The 24,182-nt window shown below is 70.2% G+C and carries 21 protein-coding genes; 9 read left to right on the top strand and 12 right to left on the bottom strand.

Annotation, left to right across the window (positions count from 1 at the left end):
• Window positions 1–105 precede the first annotated feature (105 nt).
• The 5 genes from LCN96_RS15470 to LCN96_RS15450 are packed head-to-tail and all read right to left on the bottom strand — an operon-like array spanning window position 106 to window position 5,474.
• A complete protein-coding gene (locus tag LCN96_RS15470) occupies window positions 106–1,182 on the bottom strand; it encodes an ABC transporter ATP-binding protein (RefSeq protein WP_225273322.1) in 1,077 nt (358 codons plus the stop codon).
• A complete protein-coding gene (locus LCN96_RS15465) occupies window positions 1,182–2,249 on the bottom strand; it encodes an ABC transporter ATP-binding protein (RefSeq protein WP_225273321.1) in 1,068 nt (355 codons plus the stop codon). The genes LCN96_RS15470 and LCN96_RS15465 overlap by 1 nt, the downstream gene beginning before the upstream one ends.
• Window positions 2,249–3,160: a carbohydrate ABC transporter permease gene (locus LCN96_RS15460; RefSeq protein ID WP_225273320.1), complete on the bottom strand. Its 912-nt coding sequence runs from the start codon at window positions 3,158–3,160 to the stop codon at window positions 2,249–2,251. Before LCN96_RS15460 ends, LCN96_RS15465 begins: the two co-directional genes overlap by 1 nt.
• Window positions 3,160–4,110, bottom strand: a complete 951-nt coding sequence (locus LCN96_RS15455; protein ID WP_225273319.1) for a carbohydrate ABC transporter permease — start codon at window positions 4,108–4,110, stop codon at window positions 3,160–3,162. Before LCN96_RS15455 ends, LCN96_RS15460 begins: the two co-directional genes overlap by 1 nt.
• Window positions 4,107–5,474: an extracellular solute-binding protein gene (locus LCN96_RS15450; RefSeq protein WP_225273318.1), complete on the bottom strand. Its 1,368-nt coding sequence runs from the start codon at window positions 5,472–5,474 to the stop codon at window positions 4,107–4,109. The genes LCN96_RS15455 and LCN96_RS15450 overlap by 4 nt, the downstream gene beginning before the upstream one ends.
• Before the next feature lie 440 nt (window positions 5,475–5,914).
• On the opposite strand from LCN96_RS15450, the gene LCN96_RS15445 reads away from it, so the two are divergent.
• From LCN96_RS15445 to LCN96_RS15435, 3 genes are all read left to right on the top strand, one after another.
• On the top strand, window positions 5,915–6,658 hold the full coding sequence (locus LCN96_RS15445) for a GntR family transcriptional regulator (RefSeq protein ID WP_225273317.1): 744 nt from the start codon (window positions 5,915–5,917) through the stop codon (window positions 6,656–6,658).
• Window positions 6,659–6,745: 87 nt separating this feature from the next.
• The gene (locus LCN96_RS15440) at window positions 6,746–7,315 is read left to right on the top strand and encodes a DJ-1/PfpI family protein (RefSeq protein ID WP_106242228.1); all 570 of its coding nucleotides are present in this window, start codon (window positions 6,746–6,748) and stop codon (window positions 7,313–7,315) included.
• Window positions 7,316–7,334: 19 nt separating this feature from the next.
• On the top strand, window positions 7,335–8,156 hold the full coding sequence (locus tag LCN96_RS15435; protein ID WP_225273316.1) for an alpha/beta fold hydrolase: 822 nt from the start codon (window positions 7,335–7,337) through the stop codon (window positions 8,154–8,156).
• Window positions 8,157–8,825: 669 nt separating this feature from the next.
• Here LCN96_RS15435 and LCN96_RS15430 read toward each other — a convergent pair.
• Entirely contained in the window at window positions 8,826–10,004 is a 1,179-nt protein-coding gene (locus tag LCN96_RS15430) for a DUF5685 family protein (RefSeq protein WP_225273315.1), read from the bottom strand.
• 176 nt (window positions 10,005–10,180) lie between these two features.
• Between LCN96_RS15430 and LCN96_RS15425 the strand changes: the two genes are divergently transcribed.
• From LCN96_RS15425 to LCN96_RS15415, 3 genes are all read left to right on the top strand, one after another.
• Window positions 10,181–10,477 (top strand): hypothetical protein, encoded by a 297-nt coding sequence (locus LCN96_RS15425; protein WP_225273314.1) that lies wholly within the window; start codon window positions 10,181–10,183, stop codon window positions 10,475–10,477.
• A 397-nt stretch (window positions 10,478–10,874) separates the two neighbouring features.
• Complete coding sequence (locus LCN96_RS15420) at window positions 10,875–11,573, top strand: SDR family oxidoreductase (RefSeq protein WP_225273313.1); 699 nt, start codon at window positions 10,875–10,877, stop codon at window positions 11,571–11,573.
• A 283-nt stretch (window positions 11,574–11,856) separates the two neighbouring features.
• A complete protein-coding gene (locus tag LCN96_RS15415; RefSeq protein WP_225273312.1) occupies window positions 11,857–12,090 on the top strand; it encodes a hypothetical protein in 234 nt (77 codons plus the stop codon).
• 260 nt (window positions 12,091–12,350) lie between these two features.
• Here LCN96_RS15415 and LCN96_RS15410 read toward each other — a convergent pair whose 3' ends face one another.
• Complete coding sequence (locus LCN96_RS15410) at window positions 12,351–14,447, bottom strand: tetratricopeptide repeat protein (protein WP_225273311.1); 2,097 nt, start codon at window positions 14,445–14,447, stop codon at window positions 12,351–12,353.
• Window positions 14,448–15,005: 558 nt separating this feature from the next.
• Entirely contained in the window at window positions 15,006–16,037 is a 1,032-nt protein-coding gene (locus LCN96_RS15405; protein ID WP_225273310.1) for a hypothetical protein, read from the bottom strand.
• A gap of 216 nt (window positions 16,038–16,253) precedes the next feature.
• On the opposite strand from LCN96_RS15405, the gene LCN96_RS15400 reads away from it, so the two are divergent.
• On the top strand, window positions 16,254–17,183 hold the full coding sequence (locus tag LCN96_RS15400; RefSeq protein WP_225273309.1) for a TetR/AcrR family transcriptional regulator C-terminal domain-containing protein: 930 nt from the start codon (window positions 16,254–16,256) through the stop codon (window positions 17,181–17,183).
• A gap of 58 nt (window positions 17,184–17,241) precedes the next feature.
• On the opposite strand, the gene LCN96_RS15395 is transcribed toward LCN96_RS15400, so the two are convergent.
• Complete coding sequence (locus tag LCN96_RS15395; RefSeq protein ID WP_225273308.1) at window positions 17,242–17,946, bottom strand: TetR family transcriptional regulator; 705 nt, start codon at window positions 17,944–17,946, stop codon at window positions 17,242–17,244.
• A gap of 78 nt (window positions 17,947–18,024) precedes the next feature.
• Between LCN96_RS15395 and LCN96_RS15390 the strand changes: the two genes are divergently transcribed.
• On the top strand, window positions 18,025–18,915 hold the full coding sequence (locus LCN96_RS15390; RefSeq protein WP_225273307.1) for an alpha/beta hydrolase: 891 nt from the start codon (window positions 18,025–18,027) through the stop codon (window positions 18,913–18,915).
• Between the two features lie 64 nt (window positions 18,916–18,979).
• On the top strand, window positions 18,980–21,775 hold the full coding sequence (locus LCN96_RS15385; protein ID WP_225273306.1) for an AAA family ATPase: 2,796 nt from the start codon (window positions 18,980–18,982) through the stop codon (window positions 21,773–21,775).
• On the opposite strand, the gene LCN96_RS15380 is transcribed toward LCN96_RS15385, so the two are convergent.
• Genes LCN96_RS15380 through LCN96_RS15370 form a run of 3 tightly spaced genes read right to left on the bottom strand, consistent with a single transcriptional unit; the run spans window position 21,760 to window position 24,153 of the window.
• On the bottom strand, window positions 21,760–22,476 hold the full coding sequence (locus LCN96_RS15380; protein ID WP_225273305.1) for a hypothetical protein: 717 nt from the start codon (window positions 22,474–22,476) through the stop codon (window positions 21,760–21,762). The genes LCN96_RS15385 and LCN96_RS15380 overlap by 16 nt on opposite strands.
• A 40-nt stretch (window positions 22,477–22,516) precedes the next feature.
• A complete protein-coding gene (locus LCN96_RS15375) occupies window positions 22,517–22,885 on the bottom strand; it encodes a FixH family protein (RefSeq protein WP_225273304.1) in 369 nt (122 codons plus the stop codon).
• Window positions 22,882–24,153 carry a hypothetical protein gene (locus tag LCN96_RS15370; RefSeq protein WP_225273303.1) on the bottom strand — a complete coding sequence of 424 codons (1,272 nt, stop codon included), beginning with the start codon at window positions 24,151–24,153 and terminating at the stop codon, window positions 22,882–22,884. The genes LCN96_RS15375 and LCN96_RS15370 overlap by 4 nt, the downstream gene beginning before the upstream one ends.
• Between the last annotated feature and the right edge of the window lie 29 nt (window positions 24,154–24,182).

Genomic DNA, 24,182 nt, shown 5'->3' with positions numbered 1-24,182 from the left:
CGTCGCCTCCTGTGCTGTTCGTGGTGGATGTCCAGCGTGACCTCGGTCAAGGTGGCCTTGGCCCTCGCCGCAAGGGGCGCATGTCGACGTCGCCACCCTGCGCGATCACCTCCCGGCTTCGGACAGCGCCAGCCCGGTGCCCGCATCGAACAGGTGCGCACGGTCCAGGTCGACCGTGACAAGCAGCCGCTCGCCCGGCGTACCGGTGACGGTGGCTCGTGCCTTGACCTTGAGGATCTCCGTCCCCACTCGGACGTCGACCACCGTTCGGTCACCGAGCGGCTCAAGGCCGTAGAGCTCACCCGGCAACGACGCGTCCCCACGCTGCTCCACGGACAGGTCCTCCGCGCGCAGGCCCAGCAGCAGCGGACGACCGTCCTCAGCCGTGGTCCAGCGGGGCCGCGGCAGCGTCCAGCCCTCCGCCCCGACCAGACGATCTCCCTCGGCGTGGCAGGGGAGCAGGCTGATCGGCGGGCTCCCGACGAATCCCGCGACCCACTGGTTGGCTGGACGCTCGTACACCTCGGTCGGCGTTCCGACCTGTTGCACCTTCCCCTCCTTGAGTACCGCGACCTGGTCGGCCATGGACAGGGCCTCGACCTGGTCGTTGGTCACGTAGACGAAGGTCGCTCCGAGGCTGCGGTGGATGCGGGTGAGCTCGGTGCGCATCTCGACGCGGAGCTTGAGATCGAGGTTCGTCAGCGGCTCGTCCATGAGAAACGCGCGTGGGCGACGTACCAGCGCCCGGGCCAGCGCGACACGCTGCATCTCACCGCCCGACAACTGCGCCGGACGACGCTGCAGCAGACGTTCGATGTGCAGCAGGCTTGAGATCTGCTCGACGGCAGCGGCGATCTCGCTCGCGGAACAGCGGCGTGCCCGCAGCGGCGAAGCGATGTTCTCGTACGCCGTGTGTCGCGGGTAGAGGGCGTAGTTCTGGAAGACCATGGCCAGGTCGCGTGCGGCCGGGGCGTCACCGGTCGCGTCCCTCCCGTCCAGCTGCACCGACCCGGCGTCAAGCTTCTCAAGGCCGGCGATCGCTCGCAGGGTCGTCGTCTTGCCTGCCCCGGAGGGTCCGAGCACGACGAAGAACGATCCGTCCGGCACGTCCAGCGTCACCCCGTCCAGGGCCTGGACCTTGCCGAAGGACTTGCGCAGCCCGTGCGCTGCCACGGTTCCCATCAGGCCACCAGCTCTTCCGTGCTCACGTCGTAGACGGCCGGGGTCTGGCCGGTGTGCCGCAGCCCGACCGGTGCGTCAGCGGCGAAACGGACAGTCGGTGGCATCCGAACCCGTACGTCCCGCCGGCCGCCGTGGTCGACCACGTAGATGATCTCGTCGCCCAGCCACTCCGCCGAGACCACGCGGGCCGGGACCGAACGTTCCGCCCCTGGTTCCGTGACTTCCAGCGCCTCCGGCCGGACGCCCGCGACCAGGCGACGGTCGCGCGGCAGTCCCGGCGGTGGCGCGATGACCAGCCCGCCCTGACCGCGCAGCTTCCCGTCGGCCACCTCCACCTCGATCAGGTTCATCGGCGGGGAGCCGATGAACGCGGCGCAGAAGAGACTCGCAGGACGGTCGTAGACCTCCAGCGGCGTGCCGATCTGCTCGACGCGGCCCTTGTTGAGGATGGCGATCCTGTGACCGAGCGACATCGCCTCGACCTGGTCGTGGGTGACGTAGACCATCGTCGTCCCCAGCTCCCCTTGCAGGTGCTTGATCTCCGTGCGCATGTCCGCCCTCAGCTCCGCGTCCAGGTTGGTGAGAGGTTCGTCCATGAGGAAGGCGCGCGGTCGTCGCACCAGGGCACGAGCAAGCGCGACGCGCTGCTGCTCACCGCCGGACAGCCGGCGCGGCCGCCGGTCCAGGAGCGGACCGAGCCGCATCAGCCGGGCGGCCTCCTCGACCCGCTCGCGCACCTCCGCCTTGGGCAGTCCTTCGGCCCGCAGGGGGAAGGCCAGGTTGTCGCGGGTTCTCAGATGCGGGTAGAGGGCGTAGAACTGGAACACCATGGCGATGTCGCGCTCGGCGGGCGGCAGGTCGTTGACCAGCGTGTCGCCGATGCGGATGTCGCCCGTCGTCTGCCTCTCCAGGCCGGCTATGGCCCGCAGCGTGGTCGTCTTGCCGCAGCCCGACGGGCCGAGCATCACGAACAGCTCGCCGTCGCGGATGGACAGGTCCACGTGATCGACTGCGACCGTCCCGTCCGGGTAGCGCTTGTGCAGGGCGGTCACCTCGATGGCCGCCATCAGCGTCGCACCGCCCCGAGCGTCACACCGGCGATGAGGTGCCTTCGCACCAGGTAGGCGAAGACGAGCACCGGCAGGGCGAACACCACGGAGGCGGCGGCCACCAGGCCCCAGTCCACGGTGGTTCCGCCGATGAGGCCGGCGATGGCAGGTGGGGCCGTCCGCACGGTGTCGCTGGAGGTGAGGAAGATGGCGAACACGAACTCGTTCCACGAGAAGATGAGCGCGAAGACCGCCGTCGCGGCGATGCCGGGCAGGAGCAGGGGAAGGGTGAATCGCCAGAACGCCTGCAAGCGGGTGTAGCCGTCGAGCATGGCGGCATCCTCGTACTCCGCGGGCACCTCGTCGACGAACCCCTTCATCATCCAGATCGTGAACGGGACGTTGAACGCGGCGTAGATGAGGATCAGGCCGAGCTTGGTGTCGATGAGCCCGACTTGGCGGTACATGAGGAAGATCGGGATCACGACCACCACGGGCGGCATGAAGCGCGTGGACAGGATGAAGAACAGTTGGTCCTTCTTGGCCTTCACGGCGAAGCGCGAGTAGGCCCAGGCCGCCGGAACCCCCAGCACGGTGGCCAGCGCCGTGGAGGCCCCGGCGACCACGAAGGAGTTGAGGAACGAGACGGACAAGGCCGAACGACCGCCGCCGGAGGCGGCGAACACGTCCTTGAAGTGGTCCATGGTGACCTTGAAGTCGAAGAACTTGGCCGGGATGGCGTAGACGTCCCGGTTCTCCTTGATGGACGTCTCGATCATCCACAGCACCGGAAAGAGCATCACGACGGCCAGCACGGTCAGCAGCGCGACCTCCAGCACGGAGCGGCCCCGGCCACCGAAGCGGCGCGCGGGGGGCGTGCGATCCCGGGCAGGACCCGTGGACACGGCCTCGTCGACGGAGACTGCCATCAGTCCTCCTTGAGCTTGTTCAAGTAGCGCAGGTAGAGCTGCGTAAGGACGATGACGACGAGGACCATCAAGATCCCGTACGCCGAAGCGGTCCCGGTGTTGAAGCCCAGGAACGCGACCTTGTAGACGTGGAACGACAACGTCTCGGTGGAGACCCCCGGACCTCCGCTGGTGAGGATGTAGACGAGGTCGAACAGCCGGAAGGCCTCGATGGCCCTGAACAGCACGGCGATGAGGAGCAGCGGCCACACCAGCGGAAGAGTGATGGTGCGGAACCGGAACCACTCGGACGCCCGATCGATCGAGGCGGCCTCGTACAGGTACTTGGGAACCGCGGTGAGGCCCGCGAGTGCGATGAGCATGATGAACGGCGTCCATTGCCAGGTGTCGACCAGGATCAGGGAGATCAGTGCCGTTCGCTGCCCGGTGAGCCACTCCACCTGCCCCAGGCCGAGCGAGCCGAGCATGCTGTTGATCACGCCGAATTGCGCGTCGAGCATGAATCGCCAGAACAGCCCCACCACGACCGGCGACAGCATCATCGGCACCAGGAACAGAGTGGTCAGCAGTCCTCGCCCGTGCGTGCGCCGTGAGATCAGGTAGGCGATGGCGAAACCGAGCACGGTCTGCAGGGTGACCGCGCCGAGCACGTAGATCAACGTCGTCAAGGCCCTCAGGTGGACCTGCTCCGAAGCCAGGATGGCGGTGTAGTTCCCGAGTCCGATGAACTGGGCCGGCCCCCCGCGGGTGGCCGAGTAGTCGGTGAAGGACAGGTACAACGCCCACAGCAACGGGAACACCGACATCGCGAGCAACAGCAGCAGCGCGGGTGAGGTGAAGGCCACGGCGAGCCCGCGGTCGCTCAGGCGGCGGGACCGGCCCGGTGCAGGCGGCGTCGCAGCCGCCACCTGCCCCGGGTGGTCGGTCGTCAGGGGGGCGGAGTCACTCACAGTCCGCCGCCGCCCTTGCCGCCGCTGGCGTCGAGCACGCTCTGCTGCTCCTTGGCGATGTCGTCGAGCGCCTCCTTCGGCGTCTTCGCGCCGTTGAGAGCCGCGTTCACGTTGGTGTTCTCGATGTCGACGAGGCGCGCGTACTCGGGCACGTTCCACATGTCCCGCATCCGCGGAACCGAATCGGTGTACACCTGGTTGAACGGCGCGGCATCGAGGAACTCGGGCGACTCCAGGGCGTCCGTACGCGAGGGCACGCCACCGGCCGCGGCCCACTTCTTCTGGATGTCAGCCTGCTCGAACCACTTCATGAAGTTCAGGGCCTCCGCCTGGTTCGCCTCGGGGGAATAGGCCGACACATGCATCCCCATGCCGCCGAGAGGCACCAGGTTCGTCTTCTGACTCGGCAGGGTGGCGAACCCCAGCTTGTCGAGAATCTGCTCCCGCGTGGTGCCGAGCGTCGACTGCTTCGGGTCGAGCAGGCCGCCGCTCGCGGCGATCCAGTTGAACGCGATGCAGGCCTTGCCCTGGGCGACCGCCGCGTTCACCTCGTCGATGAACCAGTTGCCTGAGCCCTTGGCGGTCAGCGGCTTCATCTTGTTGACCAGGACGTCCATCGCCTCCTGGCCCGCAGCGTCGTTGAGAACGCCGTTGATCTTGCGCGTCTTGGGGTTCCAGAGGTTGCCGCCGTAGACGCCGTTGACCGTGTTGTAGGTGACGGCCGCGGCGTCGGAGCCGTTGGCCTGGTGGAAGGCCAGCCCGCTGACGCCAGGGTTGTCGGCCTGGCACTTCTCGGCGGCCGAGATCATCTCGTCCCAGGTCTGTGGTGGCTTGTCGCCGATCAGGTCCTTGCGGTAGATCATCGTCCAGGTGTCGCCGAGCAGCGGGAGTCCGTACAGGCTGGCGTTCTCGTCGCGCTTCCCGGTCTCCGCCTGGGGGAACTGGCCGTAGGCCGCCAGAAGGTACGGGTTGTAGGCGTTGACGTCGATGTTCTTCTTGACGAAGTCGGTGATGTCCAGGATGTTGCCGTTCGTCACGGCTTCACCGATGTGTTGCGAGTCCAGGATCGGGATGTCGAAGTCGGTCTTGTGCGCGGCGAACTGGGTGAACATCGCGTCGTGCCAGTTCGCGTTCGGCACGGTCTTGACCTTGACGGTCACGTTCGGCCGCCCCTTGGTGTACTCCGCGTTCGCGAAGGTCTCCAGCGCGTGGGCGGGGGGCCAGTCGAACCAGATGAAGCTGAGGGTCAGCGGATCCTTGGTGAGCTCCGGGATGGTCGCCGGCGCCTTGGGGGCGCTGTCGCTCTGGCCGCCGCAAGCCGCCGCGGTCGTGGCCACCAACATGGCCGCCGTCGCCAGCCGCACCCTTCGACCGGGAACGGACAGTCGTCCTCTTCGCTGGGGATACCGCATCTTCTTGCCTGCTTTCTGGGCGGGGACTTCTGGAGCCTTGCTGCGTGCTTCGCCGAGCGGTTGCTGGGTTGTTCAGGCGTGTCGCCGGCTGTCGCAGGGGCTGACCCGCGAACCGGCGTCACGAGTACGCCGCGACGTGATGGGGCTTCAAGCAGCCGAGAAGTCGTTCGGTCCTCGTGCGGCCCGGTGGCGGACCGAGCAGGACGTCGAGCATGCTCGTGGAAGCTCCAACTGATCGAAGCGGAGCGATGGCGGACGGTTCCCCGATAGGTGAGGGATGGCTGGCATCCGCCACCTTTCCTATACGATCCGGTGGGGAGCGTCAACATCCCGCAGTATGGCGACCGATGTCAACAGGTTCCCGAAGACGCAAGAAAGGACCTCACGTCACGATGGACGACGAAGCGGTGATCGCGCGGCGCCGTGAGGCCATGACGGGCGGGACGCCGCCGGGAAGATCTCGCGGCCGGCTTGCCGACGAGGTGTACGACACGCTGCTCGGGCAGATGATGTCGCTACGGATAGAGCCTGGCTCCCGCGTCACGATCGACGCCCTGGCGCGAGAGCTGGGGGTCTCGCAGACGCCGATCCGAGACGCGCTGAACCGTATGGAGGCCGAGGGCCTGGTCGTGCGGGTGCCCCATGCCGGCTATCGCATTCCCCCCCAGCTCACCCGTCACCGATTCGAGGACATGCTCGAGGTCCGCCTGCTCCTCGAGCCGGCGGCGGCGCGCAGATCCGCCGAGCGCGCATCCTCGCAGCAGGTGGCCGGCATGCGGCGAATGCTGGAGGACATGGCGGAGCTGGAGGGGGGCAAGGGCCCCATGGCCTACGGCGCCTTCGGGCTGCGCGACGCCGCTTTTCACGATCTCGTCGCCCTGAGCGCGGAGAACCAGGTCATCCGCGAGGCGCTCGCTCGCCTGCACACGCACGTGCACCTGTTCCGGCTGCACCGCGACGCCCAGGTCACGCACTTGGCCATGGCCGAGCACGAGGAAGTCCTGGCCGCGATCGCCGCGCGCGACCCCGACGCCGCCGCCTACGCCATGCGCCGGCACATCCTGCTGTCCGGCGAGCGGTTCCGGCGATTGTTCGACGAGGCGGAGGCCGCGGGCGGAATGGCGGAAGGGGCTTGACGGGCGGACTAGGCCGGGGAATGCTAACTCAATCCGATCGGATCGGATTGGATCCACCTCACCCGCCCCAGATGCGAGGAGAAGCAGGTGCCCAGAGCGCTGCTCCTGACCGGCGACGCCGCCGAGGAGCTCGACACCATGTATCCCTACTATCGCGTGCAGGAGGGCGGCTGGGACGTCGACGTCTCGTCACGGACGATGCGTGACGTTCAGCTGGTCATCCACGAGTTCGACCCCAACTCCGACGCCTACGTGGAGAAGAACGGCCGGAAGTTGCCGGTCGACGTGCCCTGGGCCGAGGTCGACGTCGAGCGCTATGACGCCCTCATCATCCCTGGAGGACGCGCCCCCGAGTGGATCCGGGTCGACGCCGACGTCAGGCGCATCACCGAGCACTTCTTCGCGCGCAACCTCCCGATCGCGCTGGTGTGCCACGGCGCGCAGGTGCCGGCTGTGTACGGGTTGCTGAAAGGGCGGAAGACGGCGTGCTTCCCGCCCATCACCGGTGACATGGAGAACGCGGGCGCGACGGTCATCGACGCTCCCGACGTCGTGGACGGCAACCTCGTCTCCTGCCGGGGGTGGCCCGACATGCCGCAATTCGGCAGGGCGATGATGGAGGTCTTCTCGAAGTCCGTCAACTCCGCATCGGCATGAGCACACCTGGCCTGTCCCGGTGACGGCACTCCGGACCGTCACCGTCTACGGCTCCCCCGTCCACGTCCTGGAGAGCGGCACCGGGCCCGCGGTGCTGATGCTGCACGGCTCAGGACCCGGTACGACCGGATCCGGAGCCTGGGCGACGACGGCACAGGCGCTGGGCACGTCCTTGCACCTGGTGGCTCCTGACCAGGCGGGGTTCGGCCGTACACCGATCCCGGCCGGCTCCAGGGGCGGGCTGCGGCTGTGGACGGAGCAGGCCGCGGGCCTGATGGACGCTCTCGGTATCGAGCACTACGCCGTGGTGGGCCACTCCATGGGCGGCGCCGTGGCGCTGGCGTTGGCGGCCGCGCGTCCCCAGCAGGTCACCCGTGTCGTGGCGGTCTCGACGATGGGCGCACCCGGAGCGCCGCTGTCCGCCGAGCTCGACGCGGTCTGGGCCGCCCCCGCCGGCCCGCTCGGGGCACGAGACATGTTGAGTCGCCTCGTCCTCGACCAAGCGCTCGTGACCGAGTCGGCCGTCGCCGTCCGTGCGGCTGCGATGCGAGCGGGTGCGGCCGCGTTCGCGTCGTTGTTCCCTCCGCCTCGGGCACGTTGGGCCGACGACCTCGCCCTCTCTGCGCGAACGCTGGCAGGGATCCGCGCGCCCGTGCTGCTCGTCCACGGCGCCGAGGACCGAGTCACCCCGCTCGGGACGGCGGCCCTGCCCCTGCTCGAGCACCTGGCCGATGTCCGTCTGCACGTGCTCGGCCGATGCGGGCACGTGCCGGCGCTCGAACACCCGCACGACTTCAGGCGACTCCTGTCGTGCTTCCTCGGCGAGGTCCCTGATGGCTGAGACAGGTCTCATGGCCCAGGAGACGCCTTCTTCTGCTACTTGGCCCACCTGGTGGAGGAGGGCGCCGTGGACCACGGCCGGGCCGAGGCCCTCACCGGTGGCGGCCACGACGTCGCCGCGCCGAGGATCCCTCGGCCCGGCGCCGGATGATCGAGGTCGTCCGTGCGGGGCTCCGCGCCCGCCTTTGAGTCCCACCGGAGCCTGTCGTGGCGTCGGCTCTGACCAGGTGCTCAAAGCCCGCGTCGACCGGTGCAACGTGCGAGGACGGCGTACACACGTGCCGAGAGCGCCGATGACGACGGCCCTACTTGGATCTACGCCGAATACCTCACTGAGGATCTCGATGTCACGTAGCTCCACGAACCTCCCCCGGCGTTGATCCGTGGGTTAATGCACCGTTGCGTTCTTTGGCGTTGTTCCTGGTGGCGGCGGGTCTCGTCGATCCTGTCGGTCAGACGGATCGGCAAGAAGGCGGTTGCGGACCGGTAGTCCTCCCTCCGCATCCCGCCGGGCTCGCGAGAGGGGGATGATGGTCCACGTCTGCCGGGTTCGCAAGCTGCTTCTTACCCGGGTGGTGCGGGGGGTCGCTGCACGGCACCAACTCTGACCGGGACGGGTTGGCGGTGCCGCGTGTCCTCTACCGCGTTCGGCGGTGAGCAGCCGCCGCCGTCAGTCGCAGCCGCAACTGCAGCCGTCGCAACCGCAACCGCCGTCCTCGCCCGAGCAGCAGGAACAACAATTGCCGCAGTTGCCGCAGCACTCGTACCCGGAACAGTCGAAGCGCTCGCAGCAGGAGCCCTCGCGGTCCTCGTCCCAGGCGGGCCGGTACAGGCCACAGGTGCAGCAGGTCAACGCGGCGCACACCATCGACAGCAGCCCGCCGGGATCCCGCTTCGGCGGCCGTCGTCCCGGCGGCGCGCCGGGGTCGCCGGGCGGGTGACCCGGGGCGTGCGTTCCTGCGGCGGTTTGCGATCCGGCGATGGCGAAGGCTCGGGAGACGGCGTTGCCGGTTTCCCGTACCAGCAGGGCGCGGGTCAGGGCGGGGCGAGGCAGGTCGAGGGCGTTCACGGCGGCGCGCAGGTCGGCGTGCGCGGCGTCGCAGTGGCGGCGCGCCTCCTCCAGGCCGGTGCCGGTGGCGGCCAGCGGGTTGTACGCCCCGGACGCGCGGTCGTCGGCCAGGTCCTCCACCGCGTCGATCAGGTGGGCCAGCCTCCCGAACCCGCGCCCGGCCGCCTCCAGGGCCTCGCGGTTGTGCGGCTTGCCCGCGAGCACCCCCGTGTGTGCGAACGCCGCCGCTACCGCGTCCTCGGTGGGTCCCGTCAACTCTCGTAATCCGGGCGCCGCGCCGCTGCCAGGTGACCTCTGGGCGGGGATGCGTTCCAGGAGGGCCTGGCGGGCGGCCGCCGTCGTCAGCGGGGTGGGGTCGAGGCCCAGCGTGGCGGCCGTGGCCGTACCGGCGGAGGACCAGCGGCCCGCCAGGCGGGTGGCGCCGGCGGCCAGGGGGCGGCGGGCGTACATGCCGTCGCCGTCCGCCACGTGGTCGTTCACCTTGCCGGCCGCCAGGAGCAGCGACACCGCGGCCGCCAGCCGTACCCCCTCCGACTCCACCACGTCGGCGCCCTTGAAGCCGCGCAGCGCGCACGGGCCCGCCTTCCGGCGCGACGTCGGCGCGGGCGTCTGGGCCTCGGTCAGGACGGACACGAGCAGGCCGTCGTAGTTGGTCACCAGACGGGACAGGTGTCCGTGCTCGTCACGGAGGGCCAAGCAGAGTCCGCACAAGTGGCCCATCCAGTCCGCGTAGAGCCCCTTGCACAGGACGTGCTGGCACGGGCGGACAATGCCGAACATACGTCCCCTTTTGACTACAAATGGAGAGCCAACCGTAGCAGCAGGCCGTCAGAAGAGGCGGCAACGAGGGGGAATCCACAGGAGATGCCGCTCTGGAGGACGGTGGTCACCGAGCATTGTGTCGCCGCGGCCGGACCTGGCGGTTGCGGGGCCAGGCGGGCTGATACAAATGCGGCATGGGCGAATTCGTCGGTCATCCCCCGCAGCCGAACGTCCCGCCGGTCCGGCGGGTCTACAGCCGGGCGTACCGGGTGTGGGCCCACGTGCTCCTGTGGAGTCCGATCGCGATCACGGTGGCGGGTGTCGTCGGCGGTCTGGGGCTGTTCGCGGTCGCCGACGCCGACCCGACGTACGGTTCGTCCGCTCTCGGCTATCTCGGCATCGTCGTGTGGGGCGTCCTCCTGGTCGGGTCGCCGGTCCTGCTCGGGTCGTTCATCGCCGGGCTGATCATGCTGAACCGGGCGCGCCGCTGACGCTCCCTCGCGCTGAGCGGGCCGGACGGTATCGGCGCCGCCGGCGGCAGGCCACGGTGCCGACCCGCACGCGAGCCTGCGGCCGGGCCTGATCGAGGGCGACTTCTCGCCGGACGCGGCGGCGCGCACACTGCTCGGCACGTCGCGTTCAGAACCCTCGGCCACACGGGCCCGAAGAGGGGCCGCGACCGCACGGCTCGCGCGAAGTGGCGGTGGTAGAGGGGTTGAGCTTGTCCCCCCATAAACGCGCTCTGCCTCGTGCGCGGCCGGGCGGGTTTCCTGGGATCAGCAGGTCGAACGCCACCTGCGCCTCTTGCAGTGGTGATCGGCCCGCCCATCACCGTGGAAGCCCTCCTGTGATGCACCGACAGGACCTCCGACACCCAGGAGCATGACCATGACCGGCAAGACCGTACTGATCACCGGCGCGACCAGCGGCATCGGCGCCCACACCGCACGGTTGCTCCTCGACCGCGGCCACAACGTCGCCGTCACCGGCCGCGACGAGACCAGGCTCAAGTCCTTCCTCGACGAGACCGGCCACCCCGACCGGCTGCTCGGCATCATCGCCGACGCCGCCGACTGGCGGGCCACCCAAGCCGCCGTGACCCGCACCGTGGCGCACTTCGGCGCCCTGCACGCCGCGGTGGCCAACGCCGGCTTCATCCCCGCCGACCACCCGCGCACCATCGCCGACGGCGACCCGGAGCTGTGGGCGCCCATGGTGCTCACCAACGTCCTGGGCCCCGCTCTGCTGGCCCACGCCGCCCTGCCCCACCTCGAGGCCACGGGCGGGCGGCTGGTGCTCATCGGCAGCGTCGCCGGGCTGAAGAACAGCCCCGCCAACCTCTACTCCGCCACCAAGTGGGCCGTCACCGGCATGGCGGAGAACCTGCGGATGTACGCCACCGGCCGCGGCGTCGGCGTCACCCTCGTCAACCCCGGCATGACCGACACCGCCTTCTGGCAGGGCGGCGTCCCGCCCTTCGCCCTGTCCCCCGAGCCCGTCGCCGAGGCCATCTGCTTCGCCCTGGGCCAGCCGGCCGGCGTCGATCTCAACACCCTGACCATCCGGCCGGTCGGCCAGCCCGCCTGAGCGAGACGGCAGGTGGCCGGAGATCTCCGCGGGTGAGGCCTGCGGGGTCCCCTCGTCAGGGATGAGCTTCGGGCTTGTGCTCGGACGCCCCGGCCGGCGTGCTGCATGCCGGCCGCGATCGGCTCGTCACAGTGGTCAGGGCGGCGCGGGCTTGCCCGTCCTGCTCGGACAGGTCCTTGCGGAGGGACGGCCACCGCGCTCGCTCACCTGCATCGTGGCCGCCGGCGGGATGGCGGTCATCTCTGACGACGGAAGTGTCGGTGCCGGGTGGTCGGGTGTGGGCATGCGTTACGGCATCGACGTCGCGCCGTTCCAGCGGCCCCGGGTCCCGATGTGGGTCGGCGGCACGGCTGCGGGCGCCCTTCTGCGGGCCGCCCGCTGGGACGGCTGGATCGTCGCCGGCGACGACCAGGAGGTCCGTATGACGCTCTCGCCCGACTCCCCGGCCGCTCAGGTCAGCGAGCTGCGCCGGCACCGGCCACTGCGGGCGATCTGGACGTGGCGGTCATCGGAGTGAGCGAGCCGGGGCTCGCCGGTTCGGGCCTACGCCGAGGCGGGCGCCACGTGGTGCCTGGAGCACCTCCACGGCTACCGGGGGCCGGTGGAACGGCTGGTGCGGCGCGTGAAAGGCGTCCGGCGGCGAAACGGTCGGCGTAGTCAGACGCTGACGAGCGCGCGGCAAGCCGGTCGGCAGGCTGTGTCCTTCGCCCATGCTCGAACTCCACCAGGAACCGGGACGATCGTCCCGGCCGCCGGGGACTTCACCGACTCGGGCACCTACACACCCCTCGGAGGAAGCTGCACAGGTTTCACCGACACCTCGAAAGGTGTCTCGCTCGGGGATGCTTCGCCGTCATGTGACACTGATGCAAGATAGCGGCGAGTGAGTTCAGTGTGTGGATGCTCTTGGCCGAGGACTCGTTCACGATCAGCCAGAACCTTACGGAGGACGTCCTGCGCCTCGCGGGACTTTCCTCGTTCATGCAGGTTGACGGCGAAGTTATGCCGAGTGAGCAGCGTGTCCGGATGATCTACTCCCAATACCCGTTCCCGCGCTGCCAAGACCTCCGCCAAGGCTACTCCCGCTCCCCGTATACATTTACGGTCATGCAGCACTGTGGCGAGATTGTGCTGGGTCCGTAGAGTTTGCGGATGGTCAGGCCCCAGCACTCGCGTCTGGTCGCACAAAACTTCTCGGTAGGTTTTCTCCGCGAGCCGGAACCGGCCGATATCATGCAGCGCGAGTCCCAGATTGTGTCGCGTGAGCATGGTGTGCGGGTGGTCAGCACCCAGTACGCGTTCGCGATCGACCAGGACGCTTCGGTAGCCCTCCTCGGCCTCGTGCACCTTACCGCTCTTGTGCAAGGTAGTGGCAAGATTATGCCGCGTAAGTAACGTCTCAGGATGCCCGCTCCCAAAAGCACGTTCTCGATACGCCAGAAGGCTACGGAACGCGGCTTCCGCATCTGCGAATCGCCCAAGTTTGTGGAGGACGTTCGCCATGCTGTGATGGACCTTGAGTCTGGCGGAGTCACGGCCGGGCAGGAGGGGTTCCATGGCCATGGTGGCCTGCGCCAGATTCAGGGCCCGGCTGTAAGAGCCGTACTCGCGCAGAGTATCGACAATCGCGGCGGCACTGTAGTGCAGCTCACGTACCCACACGCGCCGGAGTTTTGCCGGGCTCCGCTCGATGAGGGCACGTAGGTGCTGTTCCAGCAGGGCTCCCATCGGCCAATGACCAGGACAATAGGGATCCACGCCGGCGGTCGCGGCGCGCAAGGCCCGAAGCGCCGTCATCCATGCCAGACGGATGGCGTCGACGCGTCTCAGCGATGAACCGAGGCCGACGGATGGTGGAGCTGCCCGCAGGGTCTCGGCCACCAGCGGGTGCAGGCGCATCCCAGGCACATTCTCGTCACTGTGGTCATCGATGAGGCCGACCCGGGTTAGCGCTTCCAGCGCCGCATGTACGTCATGTGACGTCGTCCCAGGCAGAATCGAAGCAAGCAGGTTCGGATCGAGCACAGTCTGAGGGATGGTGTGCGCATCCGCCAGTTGTGCCATGGTGATCGCCAGTACGGCAGCCGCATTGACGTCCTGCCGCTGAAGGGTTTGCAGGGACAGTTGCCAGGTTCGGGTTATGATCCGCCGGTCTGAGTTCTGGCCGATCAGCTGCAGCGAGCGGGGATGTGGGTCGAGCAGCTGGGGTATCCCTTGTTGCAGTGCCCCAAGATAGGCGGCGAAGCTCTGATACTCGGCACGCGTCCATGCGATGGAGGCGCCAGCCAGATGCAAGGCCAAAGGCAGACAATAGAGCCGCTGGGCGAGAGCGCGTGCGCATTCAGGATCAGGGGCACGTGGAGCAAGATCGCGCAGTACGAGTGCCGCGGACTCAACGCTGATAGGCTTGATTTCGTGTAAATCACACAGAGGACCCCACGTTGCCGGATCGCGGTCACGAGACGTGACAATCGTCAAACATTTTTGACTGACTCTTATCCAGCCGTTGCCGTCACAGACCTGGCCACCCGGTGCCGCCAGTACGGCTTGTGGATCATCAGCATTATCCAGTACCAAGGCGAACTCATCCCCTTTTCCGGCTCGTCGTATCGCCTTCCAGAAGACGTCAGCGGCATTACGCCGGCCTGCCAGCGCCTCCTCGACAGCCTTCACAGGTGCACCAAGCTCGTCCTGCGCCACCCGCAGCAGGAGATTCTCGATATGGCTGCGACTCGTTGCTTCTACCCACCACACCAGTCGGCCCATTGTTCTGAGTTCCTGTGCCAGCAAGAGTCCGACGGTGGTCTTTCCCAGTCCACCCAGCCCGCACAGCACCTGCACCTTGACGTCAGGCGCGCTCGCCAGGGCGCTCAACTGCCGAACGAGATCTGAGCGTCCCCGCACTCGCTGAGGCAGCCGTCCAACTGGCGGTTCGACCGAACCGAGGCGACCGAAAGCGCCGGCGAGGTCAGCACCGGCGGCAGCCCCAGATACAGCGTCTCTCATGGCACGCCGACTCCGAGGTCGATGGCCTTCCCGCCATTGTCGGAAGACAGGAGGCATCGCCAGCAGCGCGGCGATCACACCAGCGATCGTTGCCACCAAATCCATACCACCACGCTAGGAGCCTTGCGGAATCCAGCCGAAGAATTCCTCATACGAGGCGGCCCAGGGGCACTGCATCATTACCAGACCGCCACAACGCCAATTCGATCGATCAGTACATTGCCGATCTCCGCTGCGGACGCGTGCGTGAGACCACACGCGGATGATCGGAAGGGTTCAGCCCGCACTGGTCGATGTTGAGCCGGAAGAACGGGCCGGGGTGCCGGCCGCGCTGTGGTGCGGGTCCGTTTCCAGGGGGCCGGTGGGCGCCGTCGTCCCGCCGGGCGCGGATTCCTTGCCGTGCGCCGCTCTGCCGCGGCGGACCGGCTAGCTTCGACGCACCGCCTCGTCGCGGCGGGCCTGCTCGTCGCGACAAGCCCGCTCGTCGGAGTGGATCCGCTCATCGCGATAAGCCCGCTCGTCGCGATGGGCCCGCTCATCGGAGTGGATCCGCTCATCGCGATGGATCCGCTCGTCGCGGCGGGCGGCCGTGACGGTCAGGGCCGCTGCCAGCGCGGTCATGACGGCCGTCGCCGCGAGCGCGATCCAGGTGGCCGCGTCGGGGTGGATCAGCGACTGGCCGCGCAGTGCCTGCCAGGCGGTGATGGCGAACACCGCACCGTAGCCCAGGATGAAGACCCCGGTGAGCCGGGCACGAACGCGTTCGTGGCGGAGCAGCCCGATCCGGGTCGCGAGGGCGGTGACGACCAGCACCGCGAGCACGAACACCTGGATGGAGTGCAGGCCGATGAAGTGCGGCACGCGCAGGTCGCCGCCCGTGGTGCTCCAGTTCGTGATCGGCATGCCGCCGCCGTCCGGTGCCCCCACCCCGTGTCCGCCCACCAGCGGGACCGGCCTGCCGTAGGCGTCCTGGACCGTGCGGGGCCCGGCCGACGAGGTCCACCCGGTGATGAAGGACGCCAGCGCCATGCCGAGGACGGCCAGCCCGATGCCGGCACGCAGGGCCCAGGTGAGCGCCGCGTCCCCGATGCGCTGGAACAGCAGCATGACGGCGACGACCAGGCTCGTCCCGAACAGCCCGAACACCCCCGTGGCGAAGATCTGCTGCCCGACCTGGTTGAACGTGTCGGTGCCCGCGTTGAAGTGGCTGAAGGTGCCGCGGGCGGCCTGCACCACGATGAAACCGACGTCGATCAGCCCTGCGACGGCGAAGAGCGTTCCGACGGTCCACATGGTGCGCCGTGCCCGGTGCAGTTGCGGTAGCAGCCAGGCGAGCGTGGCGCCGTACATGACGAACGACACCCCGAACTTCAGCGGCTTGGCCCAGACCGACTGTTGCAGGAGCTCGCGACCGTCGGCGAAGAGAGCGACGCTCGCGACGACGACCAGCGCGGACATCGCCGCCACCATGATCATGAGCGGCCGGTGCCAGGACCGGATCCCGGGCCCTCGCCAGGCTGTCGCCCTCGTGTTTGCGTACGGTGTATTACGTGTCACGCGTACATCGTATGGATGGATAGGGGAGGAATCACGATATAGCTGGTAATTAAAGACATAAAGTGCTCTAGTGTACTAGGAAGTGCACTAGTACATGAGAAGGATGGGGAGGCGCTCATGACCTCGGCCACGCAACGTCCGGATCCGCCCTACCGGCGCATCGTCGCGGAGTTCCGCACCCGCATCCTGGACGGAGACCTGCGGCCCGGCGATCGCGTGCCGTCCATCCGGCAGATCGCCCGGCGATGGGGGGTCGCGGTCGCGACCGCGACCAAGGTGGTGGCGGCCCTGCGTGACGAGGGGCTGGTCGAGGCGAAGGTCGGCGCCGGCACGGTGGTCAGCGCCCGCGCGATCCGTAAGGAGCGGCCGGCCGGCGCGCCCAAGGGGTCGCTGAACCGCGGGCACCTCCTGCGCGCCGCCATCGCGATCGCCGACGCCGAAGGGCTCGGCGCGGTGTCCATGCGGCGGCTCGCGGCCGAGCTGGGCGCGGGCCCGATGTCGCTGTACCGGCACGTGACGGGCAAGGACGAGCTGGTGACGCAGATGGCCGACGAGGTCTTCGGCGAGGTGGAGCTGCCCGTCCCCGGGCCGGAGGGGTGGCGGGCCAAGCTGGAGCTGATCGCCCGCCGGCAGTGGGAGCTGTCCAGGCGGCACCTCTGGCTGCCCAGGGCCGTCTCCTTCACCCGCCCCCTGCTGGCGCCCAACATGATGGCCCACACCGAGTGGACCCTGCGGGCGCTCGACGGGCTCGGGTTGCCCGTGGAGACCCGGATCAGGGAGGCGCTCACGCTGCCCGCGCTGGTCCACACCGTGGCGCTGGCCATGGCGGAGGAGGCGGAAGCCGAGCAGGAGACCGGCGTGACGCTCGACGGGTGGCGGCTGCTGCAGCGCAGGCGGGCCGACGAGCTGCTCAGCACGGGGCGGTTCCCGCTCCTGGCCACGCTCCCCCAGGAGACGGTGTCGGACCTGGACGGGTTGTTCGACTACATCCTGGCGCGCCATCTCGACGGGGTCGCCGTCATGCTGAGCAGGAACGCTCCTCGGTGATCGCCGTCGCCGGGACGTCTCAGTCTCAGTCTCAGTCTCACATCTGGTCTCATAATCTTTAGTTTTTGAGATAGCGGTAGACGGTGGCTCGGGAGACGCCGAAGCGGGCGGCGATCTCCTCGGCGGCGAGGCCCTCGGCGTGCAGGGAGCGGGCCTGGGCGACCTGTTCCTCGGTGAGGACGGCGCGTCGCCCGCCGTTCCGTCCGCGCGCACGCCCACGTTCGATCGCCATGTCCCCGGGTGCGTCCAGGAGGGCCCTGGCACCGTCCAGGATCAGGCGGCGCAGCCGCTCGGGTGGCTCGTCGCGGAACAACAGCACGGGATCGGCGAGCCCCGCGACCACCTGGCAGGCCCGCACCCGCCCCTCGATCCCGCGGCTCGGGCCGGCCACCAGCTCGTTGGCCAGCGCGATCGCGGTGCGGAAGCGGTCGGCGATCGGCGCCTGCACCAGCAGCGTCATGTCCTTGACCAGCATGGTGAGCGTGTGGCGGTGACGCAGGTGCACATCGACGTAGCCCTCGATCGCCCGCCACCGGACCTCCTCGGCGCTCCCTCCGGACTCGGCCCCGGCCAGCGCCTCCTCCAGCTCGTCCAGCAACGGCACCGTGATGTGGCGGAGGATCTCCTCCTTGGAGTCGAAGTGGTAGTAGAGGGCGGCCTTGGTGATGCCCACCTCGTCGGCGATGGCCTGCATGGAGGTCGCCCGGTAGCCGCGGGCGGCGAACAGGACGCGCGCCGCCTCCAGGATCCGCTCGGAAGTCAAGGGGCCTCACTTACCAACGGTCGGTTCTTTCGCTAATGTGCTTACCGGAAGTCAGTCTATTGCCGCGGGGAGATCTGCATGCGGTCCAAGGTGTCCTTCATCGCTGAGGGCGTCCGGTGCGCCGGTTACCTCTACCTGCCCGCCGATCCGGGTCCGGCGCCGTGCGTGGTGCTCTGCCACGGTTTCAGCGGGACGATGGACCGGCTCTTCGACTACGGCGAGCGCTTCGCCGCGGCGGGGTTCGCGGCGCTGGTCTTCGACTACCGCAGCTTCGGCGAGAGCGACGGTGAGCCGCGCCAGGTTCCGGACATTCAGGGTCAGCTCGCCGACGTGCGCGCCGCCGTGGCCTTCGTCCGGGGGCACGAGCGGGTCGACCCCGGCAAGGTGCTGCTGTGGGGCAACTCGCTGGGCGGCGCCCATGTGATCACCGTGGCCGCCGGCGATCCCCGCGTCGCCGCCGTGGTGGCGCAGATCCCGTTCAACGGCTTCCCGAAGAAGGTCGAGGGACGCTCGGCCGCTGAGACGCTGAAGGTGCTGGGCGCGATCTACTGGGACGCGCTGCGGGGCGGGCTGGGCCTGCGGCCGTACTACATCCCCATGGTGGGACGGCCGGGAGAGCTCGCCGTGACCGCGACCCCCGAGGCCGACCAGCACATCCAGACCCTGACCGGCGGCGAGGAGCGGACGTCGTGGCGCAACAGCGTGGCCCCCAGAGGGCTGCTGCAGATGATGCGTTACCACCCCGCCGAGTCAGCGGCCCGCCTGGCCTGTCCCCTGCTGGTCTGCGTCGCCGCCGAGGACCGGGAGACGCCGCTGGAGAGCACCCGGGAGCTGGCCGAGCGCGCCCCGCGAGGCGAGCTGCGCGTCTACCCCGGCACCCACTTCACCTTCTACACCGACCCCACGTTCCGCGACCGCGTGGTCGCCGACCAGGTCGCCTTCTTCCGCCGCGCCTGCGCGATGGTGTGACCGGAAGACTGGTGCGGGCAGTCGGCGGACCCCCATGGGCAGTACGGTGACCACGAGGAGTGACATGTTGTACGGCCGCGCGGCGGAGCAAGCCGTGATCGACCAGTTGCTGCTCGACACCCTCGAAGGCCGTCCCCGCGCGCTGGTGGTGCGCGGCGAGGCGGGCGTCGGCAAGTCGGCCCTGCTCGACCACGCCGCGGCGAACGCCGACGCGCAGGTGCTGCGGGTCACCGGCGTGGAGTCGGAGGCCGAGCTCCCGTTCGCCGCGCTGCACCTGCTGCTCCGCCCGGCTCTGGACCGGGTGGGCGTGCTGCCGCCGCAGCAGTCCGAGGCGCTGCTCGGCGCGCTCGGCCTGGGCGGCGCCACCCGCGGCGACCGCTTTCTCGTCGGCCTGGCCACGCTCAGCCTGCTCGTCGAGCTGTCGGCGCAGAGGCCGCTGGTCTGCCTGGTCGACGACGCGCAATGGCTGGACGGCGAGTCGGCCGACGCGCTGCTGTTCGCCACGCGCCGCCTGCACGCCGAGCCCGTCGCCGTGCTGTTCGCCGCCCGCACCGGCGCCCGGCTGCCCGCCGGCGGCCTGCCCGAGCTCCACCTGGGGAGTCTGGCCCCCGAAGCCGCCCGTCAGCTCCTCGCCGCGCACGCGGGCACCCTGCCGCCCGCGGTACGCGACCAGGTGGTGGCCGAGGCCCAGGGCAACCCCCTCGCCCTGCTCGAACTGCCACGCATGCTCAGCCCCGCAGCGACGGGCCCGCTGCCGTTCTGCCTGGGCAACGCGACCCCGGTGACCAGCCGGGTGCTCGCCACCTTCCGTGACCGCATCGCCGCGCTGCCCGAGAGCACCCGCACCTGCCTGCTGGTGGCAGCCCTCGACGACCGGGGTGAGCTGAGCGTGCTCGCCCACGCGCTGGGCCTGCTCGGCGCCTCGCTCGACGACGCGGCCCCGGCCGAGTGGGCGGGCCTGATCCGGATCACTCCGGAGGGTGTCACCTTCCACCACCCCCTGGTGCGGGCCGCGGTGCTGCTGGCCACCGGCATCGCCGCCCGGATGGCCGCCCACCGGGCCCTGGCCGAGGCCGTCGACGACGACCGGCGGGCCTGGCATCTGGCCGCCGTCACGCTGCGCCCGGACGAGCAGGTGGCCATGGAGATGGAACGGCTGGCGTTGCGCGCGCAGCGGCGTGGTGGGCAGGCCGCGGTGTCGGCGGCCTACGCGCGGGCCGCCGAGCTGTCGCCGGGCGCCGCCGACGCGGCACGCCGGTACACGCGGGCCGCGTCGGCGGCGGTCGAGGCCGGGCTGGGGCAGCGCGCCACCGAACTGGTCACCCAGGCGTTGCGCAGAGCCGAGGTGGAGGCGCCGGGCGAAGCCGTCATGGCGCTGCGCGGAGCCGAAGCGCACGCATCGGGCGAAGCCGTCATGGCACCGCGCGGAGCCGAGGCGGAAGCGCCGGGCGAAGCGGTCATGGCGGAGCTGGCCGAGGTGCGGGCGCGGCTGGCCGTCGAGGCGGGCCGTCCGCTGGAGGCCGCGCGGCTGCTGATGGAGGGCGCCCAGACCGGCACGGACCACCTCACCCGGCTGTCACTGCTCAGCATGGCCGGCTTCTACACCTGGACCAGCGCCGCGCACCCCGACCAGATCGACCTGACGCGCCGCATCGAGGAGCTGACCCCGACCGGCGAGGGCGTGACCACGGTGGTGAAGGGGATCAATCAGGACTTCCGTACGGTCCTGGAGGGCGGCACCTCGGTGGCCTCCACCGTGGCGGCCAGGGTCGGGCAGGTGCCGTTCGACCTGCGCCTGATCGTCGCCTTTCAAGCCGTCATTCCCGCCGACCGCGAGGTGATGCTCGACGCCGCGGCCGCGATGGTCCGCGAGTGCCGGGCGGAGGGGCGGCTGGGGCGGATGCCGCAGGCGATGACCGTTCTGGCCATCGCCCAGTTGATGGACGGCAGGCACCCGGCCGCCCGCGACACGGCGGCCGAAGGGCAGGCCCTGGCCGCGGACGTGGGCCAGCCGGTGTGGGGCAGCTATCTGGCGGGCGTGCACGCCTGGCTGTCGGCGGTCGCCGGCGCCGAGGAGGAGTACACGGCGCTGGCCGACGAGGCCTTCCGGCTCTCCGAGGCACGCAGGTGGATGCCGAGCCGTTGCTGGGCCGAGTACGCCGGGGCGCTGCTGGAGCTGGGCCAGGGCCGCTACGAGGCGGTGCTCGACCAGATGGACCGGGCGATGGCGGGCCCGTCCCGGCACGCGTTCATCTGGCGTTACGCCTGGCCCGACTACGTAGAGGCGGCGGTCAGAGCGGGCGCCCCCGAGCGGGCGCTGGAGGCGTTACGCCGGCATGCGGACTGGGCGGAGTCCACCGAGCAGCCGGGCCCCCTGGCGGTCCAGCACCGGGCCAGGGCGCTGATGGCCGCCGAGCACTGCGCGGAGCAGGAGTACCAGCGTGCTCTGGAGCTGCACCTGCGGCACGAGCAGCCCTTCGACCAGGCGCGTACGCGGCTGGTGTACGGGGAGTGGCTGCGGCGGCACCAGCGGCGCAGCGAGGCCCGCCCGCACCTGGAGGCCGCCATGGAGGCCTTCGACCGCCTGGGAGCCGCGCCGTGGTCCGCCCGCGCGGCCGGTGAGCTGCGCGCGGCCGGCGTGTCAGTGCGCAGCGGCGGTGCCGGCGATCTGATGGCCACGCTCACCCCGCAGGAGCTCCAGGTCGTCCGGCTGGCGGTCACGGGAGCGTCCAACCGCGAGATCGCCGCCCAGCTCTTCCTGAGCCCCCGCACGGTGGCCTCCCATCTGTACAAGGCCTTCCCCAAGCTGGGTGTCGCCTCGCGCGCCGAGCTGGCCAGGCTGGATCACACCCGGCGGTAGATGATCGGCTGCGCGGCGATGCCGTTCGCCTTGAAGTTGGCCAGCACGAACCTGCGGAATGTGGGCCGGAAGATCAGGCTGGGCAGGAACGTGCCCAGGGTCGGCCAGCTCGCGTGGTTGATGAGCCCGTAGTCGGCGGGCTCGCCCTCCAGCGGCCGCATCAGCGCGGAGTCGGGCAGCGCCGTCTTGGCCTGGAACCAGCCGGCGGTGTACTCCCACACCTTCAGCAGGGTCGCGCGGTCGTCGGCGTAGAAGTAGTTGAACAGGAAGTAGTGGTCCTGGCCGTGGTCCACGTCGCCGAGCCGTCCGGCGTTGCTCGCGACGACCTCGTGCGTACGGCGGGCGGCCGACCGCATCGTCCCGGCGAGCTCCTGGTACGCCGCGTCGCCCCGCACCGCGAGCGCGGCCTCCACGGACGCGGTGCGGATCAGCACCACGACGTCGTAACGCGCGGGGTGGATGCCCCTGGCGGTCAGCAGCTCGTCGCCCTCGCCAGGAGTGCGGAACACGGCGCGGAACACGGTGGCCTCGCGCGCCTCGACGTCCGCGGCCAGGGCCTTGAGGCGGGCGGCCAGCCGGATGGGCGCGGACGGGAAGTGGCCGCGCCAGGTGCCGGTCTCACCGGCCAGCACGACGAAACCATCGCCGGTCGTGGGCAGGAGGCGGGCCTTGACGGCCAGGTGATCGTTGATCAGCTTCATGCCGGCGACGCTAGGGCGGGCCCGTCGCCGGGCGCCTCCGTCATCGCACTGAGGTGACTACCGTACTCAAGTTGATCACTTCCCGTCCCCGGGCGCCGGAGAGGGTGATCGACAGCTCCCAGACGCCGTTCATGCTGAACACGTCCCCGGCCGCGACGAAGCGGCCTGCCCCGGCCGGTACGGCGGTGACCGGCGGCAGCGCGTGACCCATGGCGGGCATGACCGCGGCCAGCGTGACCGTCTCCGCCTCGCCCGAGGTCACCCGTACCTCGACGGGATCGGCGGGCAGCACGGTGACGCCGTACCGCTCGCCCGCGGCCCGCACCTCCTCGGGGTCGTGGGGAAGCCAGCGTGCCGTGACGGCGAACAGCACGCCCGCCACCAGCAGGCAGACACCCGCGTACTTCATCGATCCACCTCCAGGGTGAAGGGCCGGGTCACCAGCCGGCCTCCCGTGACGTACTGGGCCCACGCCAGGTAGCGGCCCCGATCGGGCAGCACGAGCGTGAAGCTCAGCGCGGCGGCCCCGTGCGCGTGGGCCAGGTACGCTCCGTCCTCGCTCCTGACGATCAGATGGCCCGGCATGCCCAGCCACGGCTGGAGCGGCCCCTCCACCCCGATCTGGATGGTCACCGGGCTGCCCGCGACCGGCGCCGCCGGGGTGAGCCGGGGCGTCGCGTTCTCCTGGGGCGCGGTCTCCGGCAGGGCCGCGCCGGTGACCTCGAAGGCTCCGGTGACGAGCTGGCCGCCCGAGTCCTGCCGCTCGATCTCGGCATGGGCGAGGTAGCGGCCCGGTCGCGGGAGGCGCAGCCGTACCGACAGCACGCCCGGCGCGGTCCGCAACAGGTGCACGTGCCGGAAGACGGCGCCGTCCTGGCTGGTGACGACCAGGTGCGCCGGGGCCTCGTGGTGGACGGCGAGGTCGTCCACCGGCCGCCCTGTCGCGCCGTCGGTGAGCCGCAGGGTCAGCGTGAACTCGGCGCCCGTGACGGGCCGCGCGGGCAGCGTCGAGAACCGCCCCTGCGCGTACGGGCGGCCGGCCTCGGCGACGGGCGCGGCACCGTCCCGCTGGGCGGCCTCGGCGGCGGGCGCGGCACCGTCCGGCCAGGCGGGCGGCAGGTACGGCGCCAGCAGCAGCAGCGCCACCGCGACCGCCCCGGCCGCGCTCGCCCCGCCCACGAGGAGCCCGGACCTGCGGCCGGCGAGCACCCCGCCGACCACCAGCAGCCCGGTCACCAGGAAGGCGCCGTCCCGCACCATCGTCCAGGGCGCGCTGACAGGCACCAGCACCCGGAACGGGATCACCGCCGCCTCCTCTCCGGCACGAACCCGCAGCTCGTACGGCCCGGCCTGCCCGACCGGCAACGCGGCGCCCCCCTGACCGACCCGTACGACACCCGTCACCCTGCTCCCGTCGGCCAGCGACCGCAGCTCCAGCCCGAGCTCCAGCCCGAGCTCCAGCCCCGCGGGCCGGAGCGCCTGCGCGCGCACCCGCAGCGGCGCCGGCACCGACGAGACGCCCGCGACGACGAGCGTCACCTCGCCCGCGCCGAACGTCTGCGTCACCCGCAGCTCCGCACCGGCCTCGACGACATGCGCCCGGGCGGGGCCGGCCGGCCACAGCACCAGCAGGAACGCGGCACCCAGGACCCGGAGCCGGCCATTGATCCACTTCATGCCGCCAGACGCTAGCCCGGGGCCCCTGA

Origin of the sequence: Nonomuraea gerenzanensis, assembly GCF_020215645.1 — a bacterium.
GTDB lineage: Bacteria > Actinomycetota > Actinomycetes > Streptosporangiales > Streptosporangiaceae > Nonomuraea > Nonomuraea gerenzanensis.
The sequence above is the reverse complement of the archived record's forward strand: the minus strand, read 5'-3'. Positions and strand labels throughout refer to the sequence as shown.

Excerpts from the sequence above, each read along its gene's own strand:
- LCN96_RS15380 (WP_225273305.1), bottom strand. The coding sequence starts at position 22,476 with ATGAAGCTGATCAACGATCACCTGGCCGTCAAGGCCCGCCTCCTGCCC.
- LCN96_RS15445 (WP_225273317.1), top strand. The coding sequence starts at position 5,915 with ATGGACGACGAAGCGGTGATCGCGCGGCGCCGTGAGGCCATGACGGGC.
- LCN96_RS15470 (WP_225273322.1), bottom strand. The coding sequence starts at position 1,182 with ATGGGAACCGTGGCAGCGCACGGGCTGCGCAAGTCCTTCGGCAAGGTC.
- LCN96_RS15400 (WP_225273309.1), top strand. The coding sequence starts at position 16,254 with ATGACCTCGGCCACGCAACGTCCGGATCCGCCCTACCGGCGCATCGTC.
- LCN96_RS15460 (WP_225273320.1), bottom strand. The coding sequence starts at position 3,160 with ATGGCAGTCTCCGTCGACGAGGCCGTGTCCACGGGTCCTGCCCGGGAT.
- LCN96_RS15375 (WP_225273304.1), bottom strand. The coding sequence starts at position 22,885 with ATGAAGTACGCGGGTGTCTGCCTGCTGGTGGCGGGCGTGCTGTTCGCC.
- LCN96_RS15465 (WP_225273321.1), bottom strand. The coding sequence starts at position 2,249 with ATGGCGGCCATCGAGGTGACCGCCCTGCACAAGCGCTACCCGGACGGG.
- LCN96_RS15415 (WP_225273312.1), top strand. The coding sequence starts at position 11,857 with ATGCGTTACGGCATCGACGTCGCGCCGTTCCAGCGGCCCCGGGTCCCG.
- LCN96_RS15405 (WP_225273310.1), bottom strand. The coding sequence starts at position 16,037 with ATGTCCGCGCTGGTCGTCGTCGCGAGCGTCGCTCTCTTCGCCGACGGT.
- LCN96_RS15425 (WP_225273314.1), top strand. The coding sequence starts at position 10,181 with ATGGGCGAATTCGTCGGTCATCCCCCGCAGCCGAACGTCCCGCCGGTC.
- LCN96_RS15420 (WP_225273313.1), top strand. The coding sequence starts at position 10,875 with ATGACCGGCAAGACCGTACTGATCACCGGCGCGACCAGCGGCATCGGC.
- LCN96_RS15430 (WP_225273315.1), bottom strand. The coding sequence starts at position 10,004 with ATGTTCGGCATTGTCCGCCCGTGCCAGCACGTCCTGTGCAAGGGGCTC.
- LCN96_RS15385 (WP_225273306.1), top strand. The coding sequence starts at position 18,980 with ATGTTGTACGGCCGCGCGGCGGAGCAAGCCGTGATCGACCAGTTGCTG.
- LCN96_RS15370 (WP_225273303.1), bottom strand. The coding sequence starts at position 24,153 with ATGAAGTGGATCAATGGCCGGCTCCGGGTCCTGGGTGCCGCGTTCCTG.
- LCN96_RS15390 (WP_225273307.1), top strand. The coding sequence starts at position 18,025 with ATGCGGTCCAAGGTGTCCTTCATCGCTGAGGGCGTCCGGTGCGCCGGT.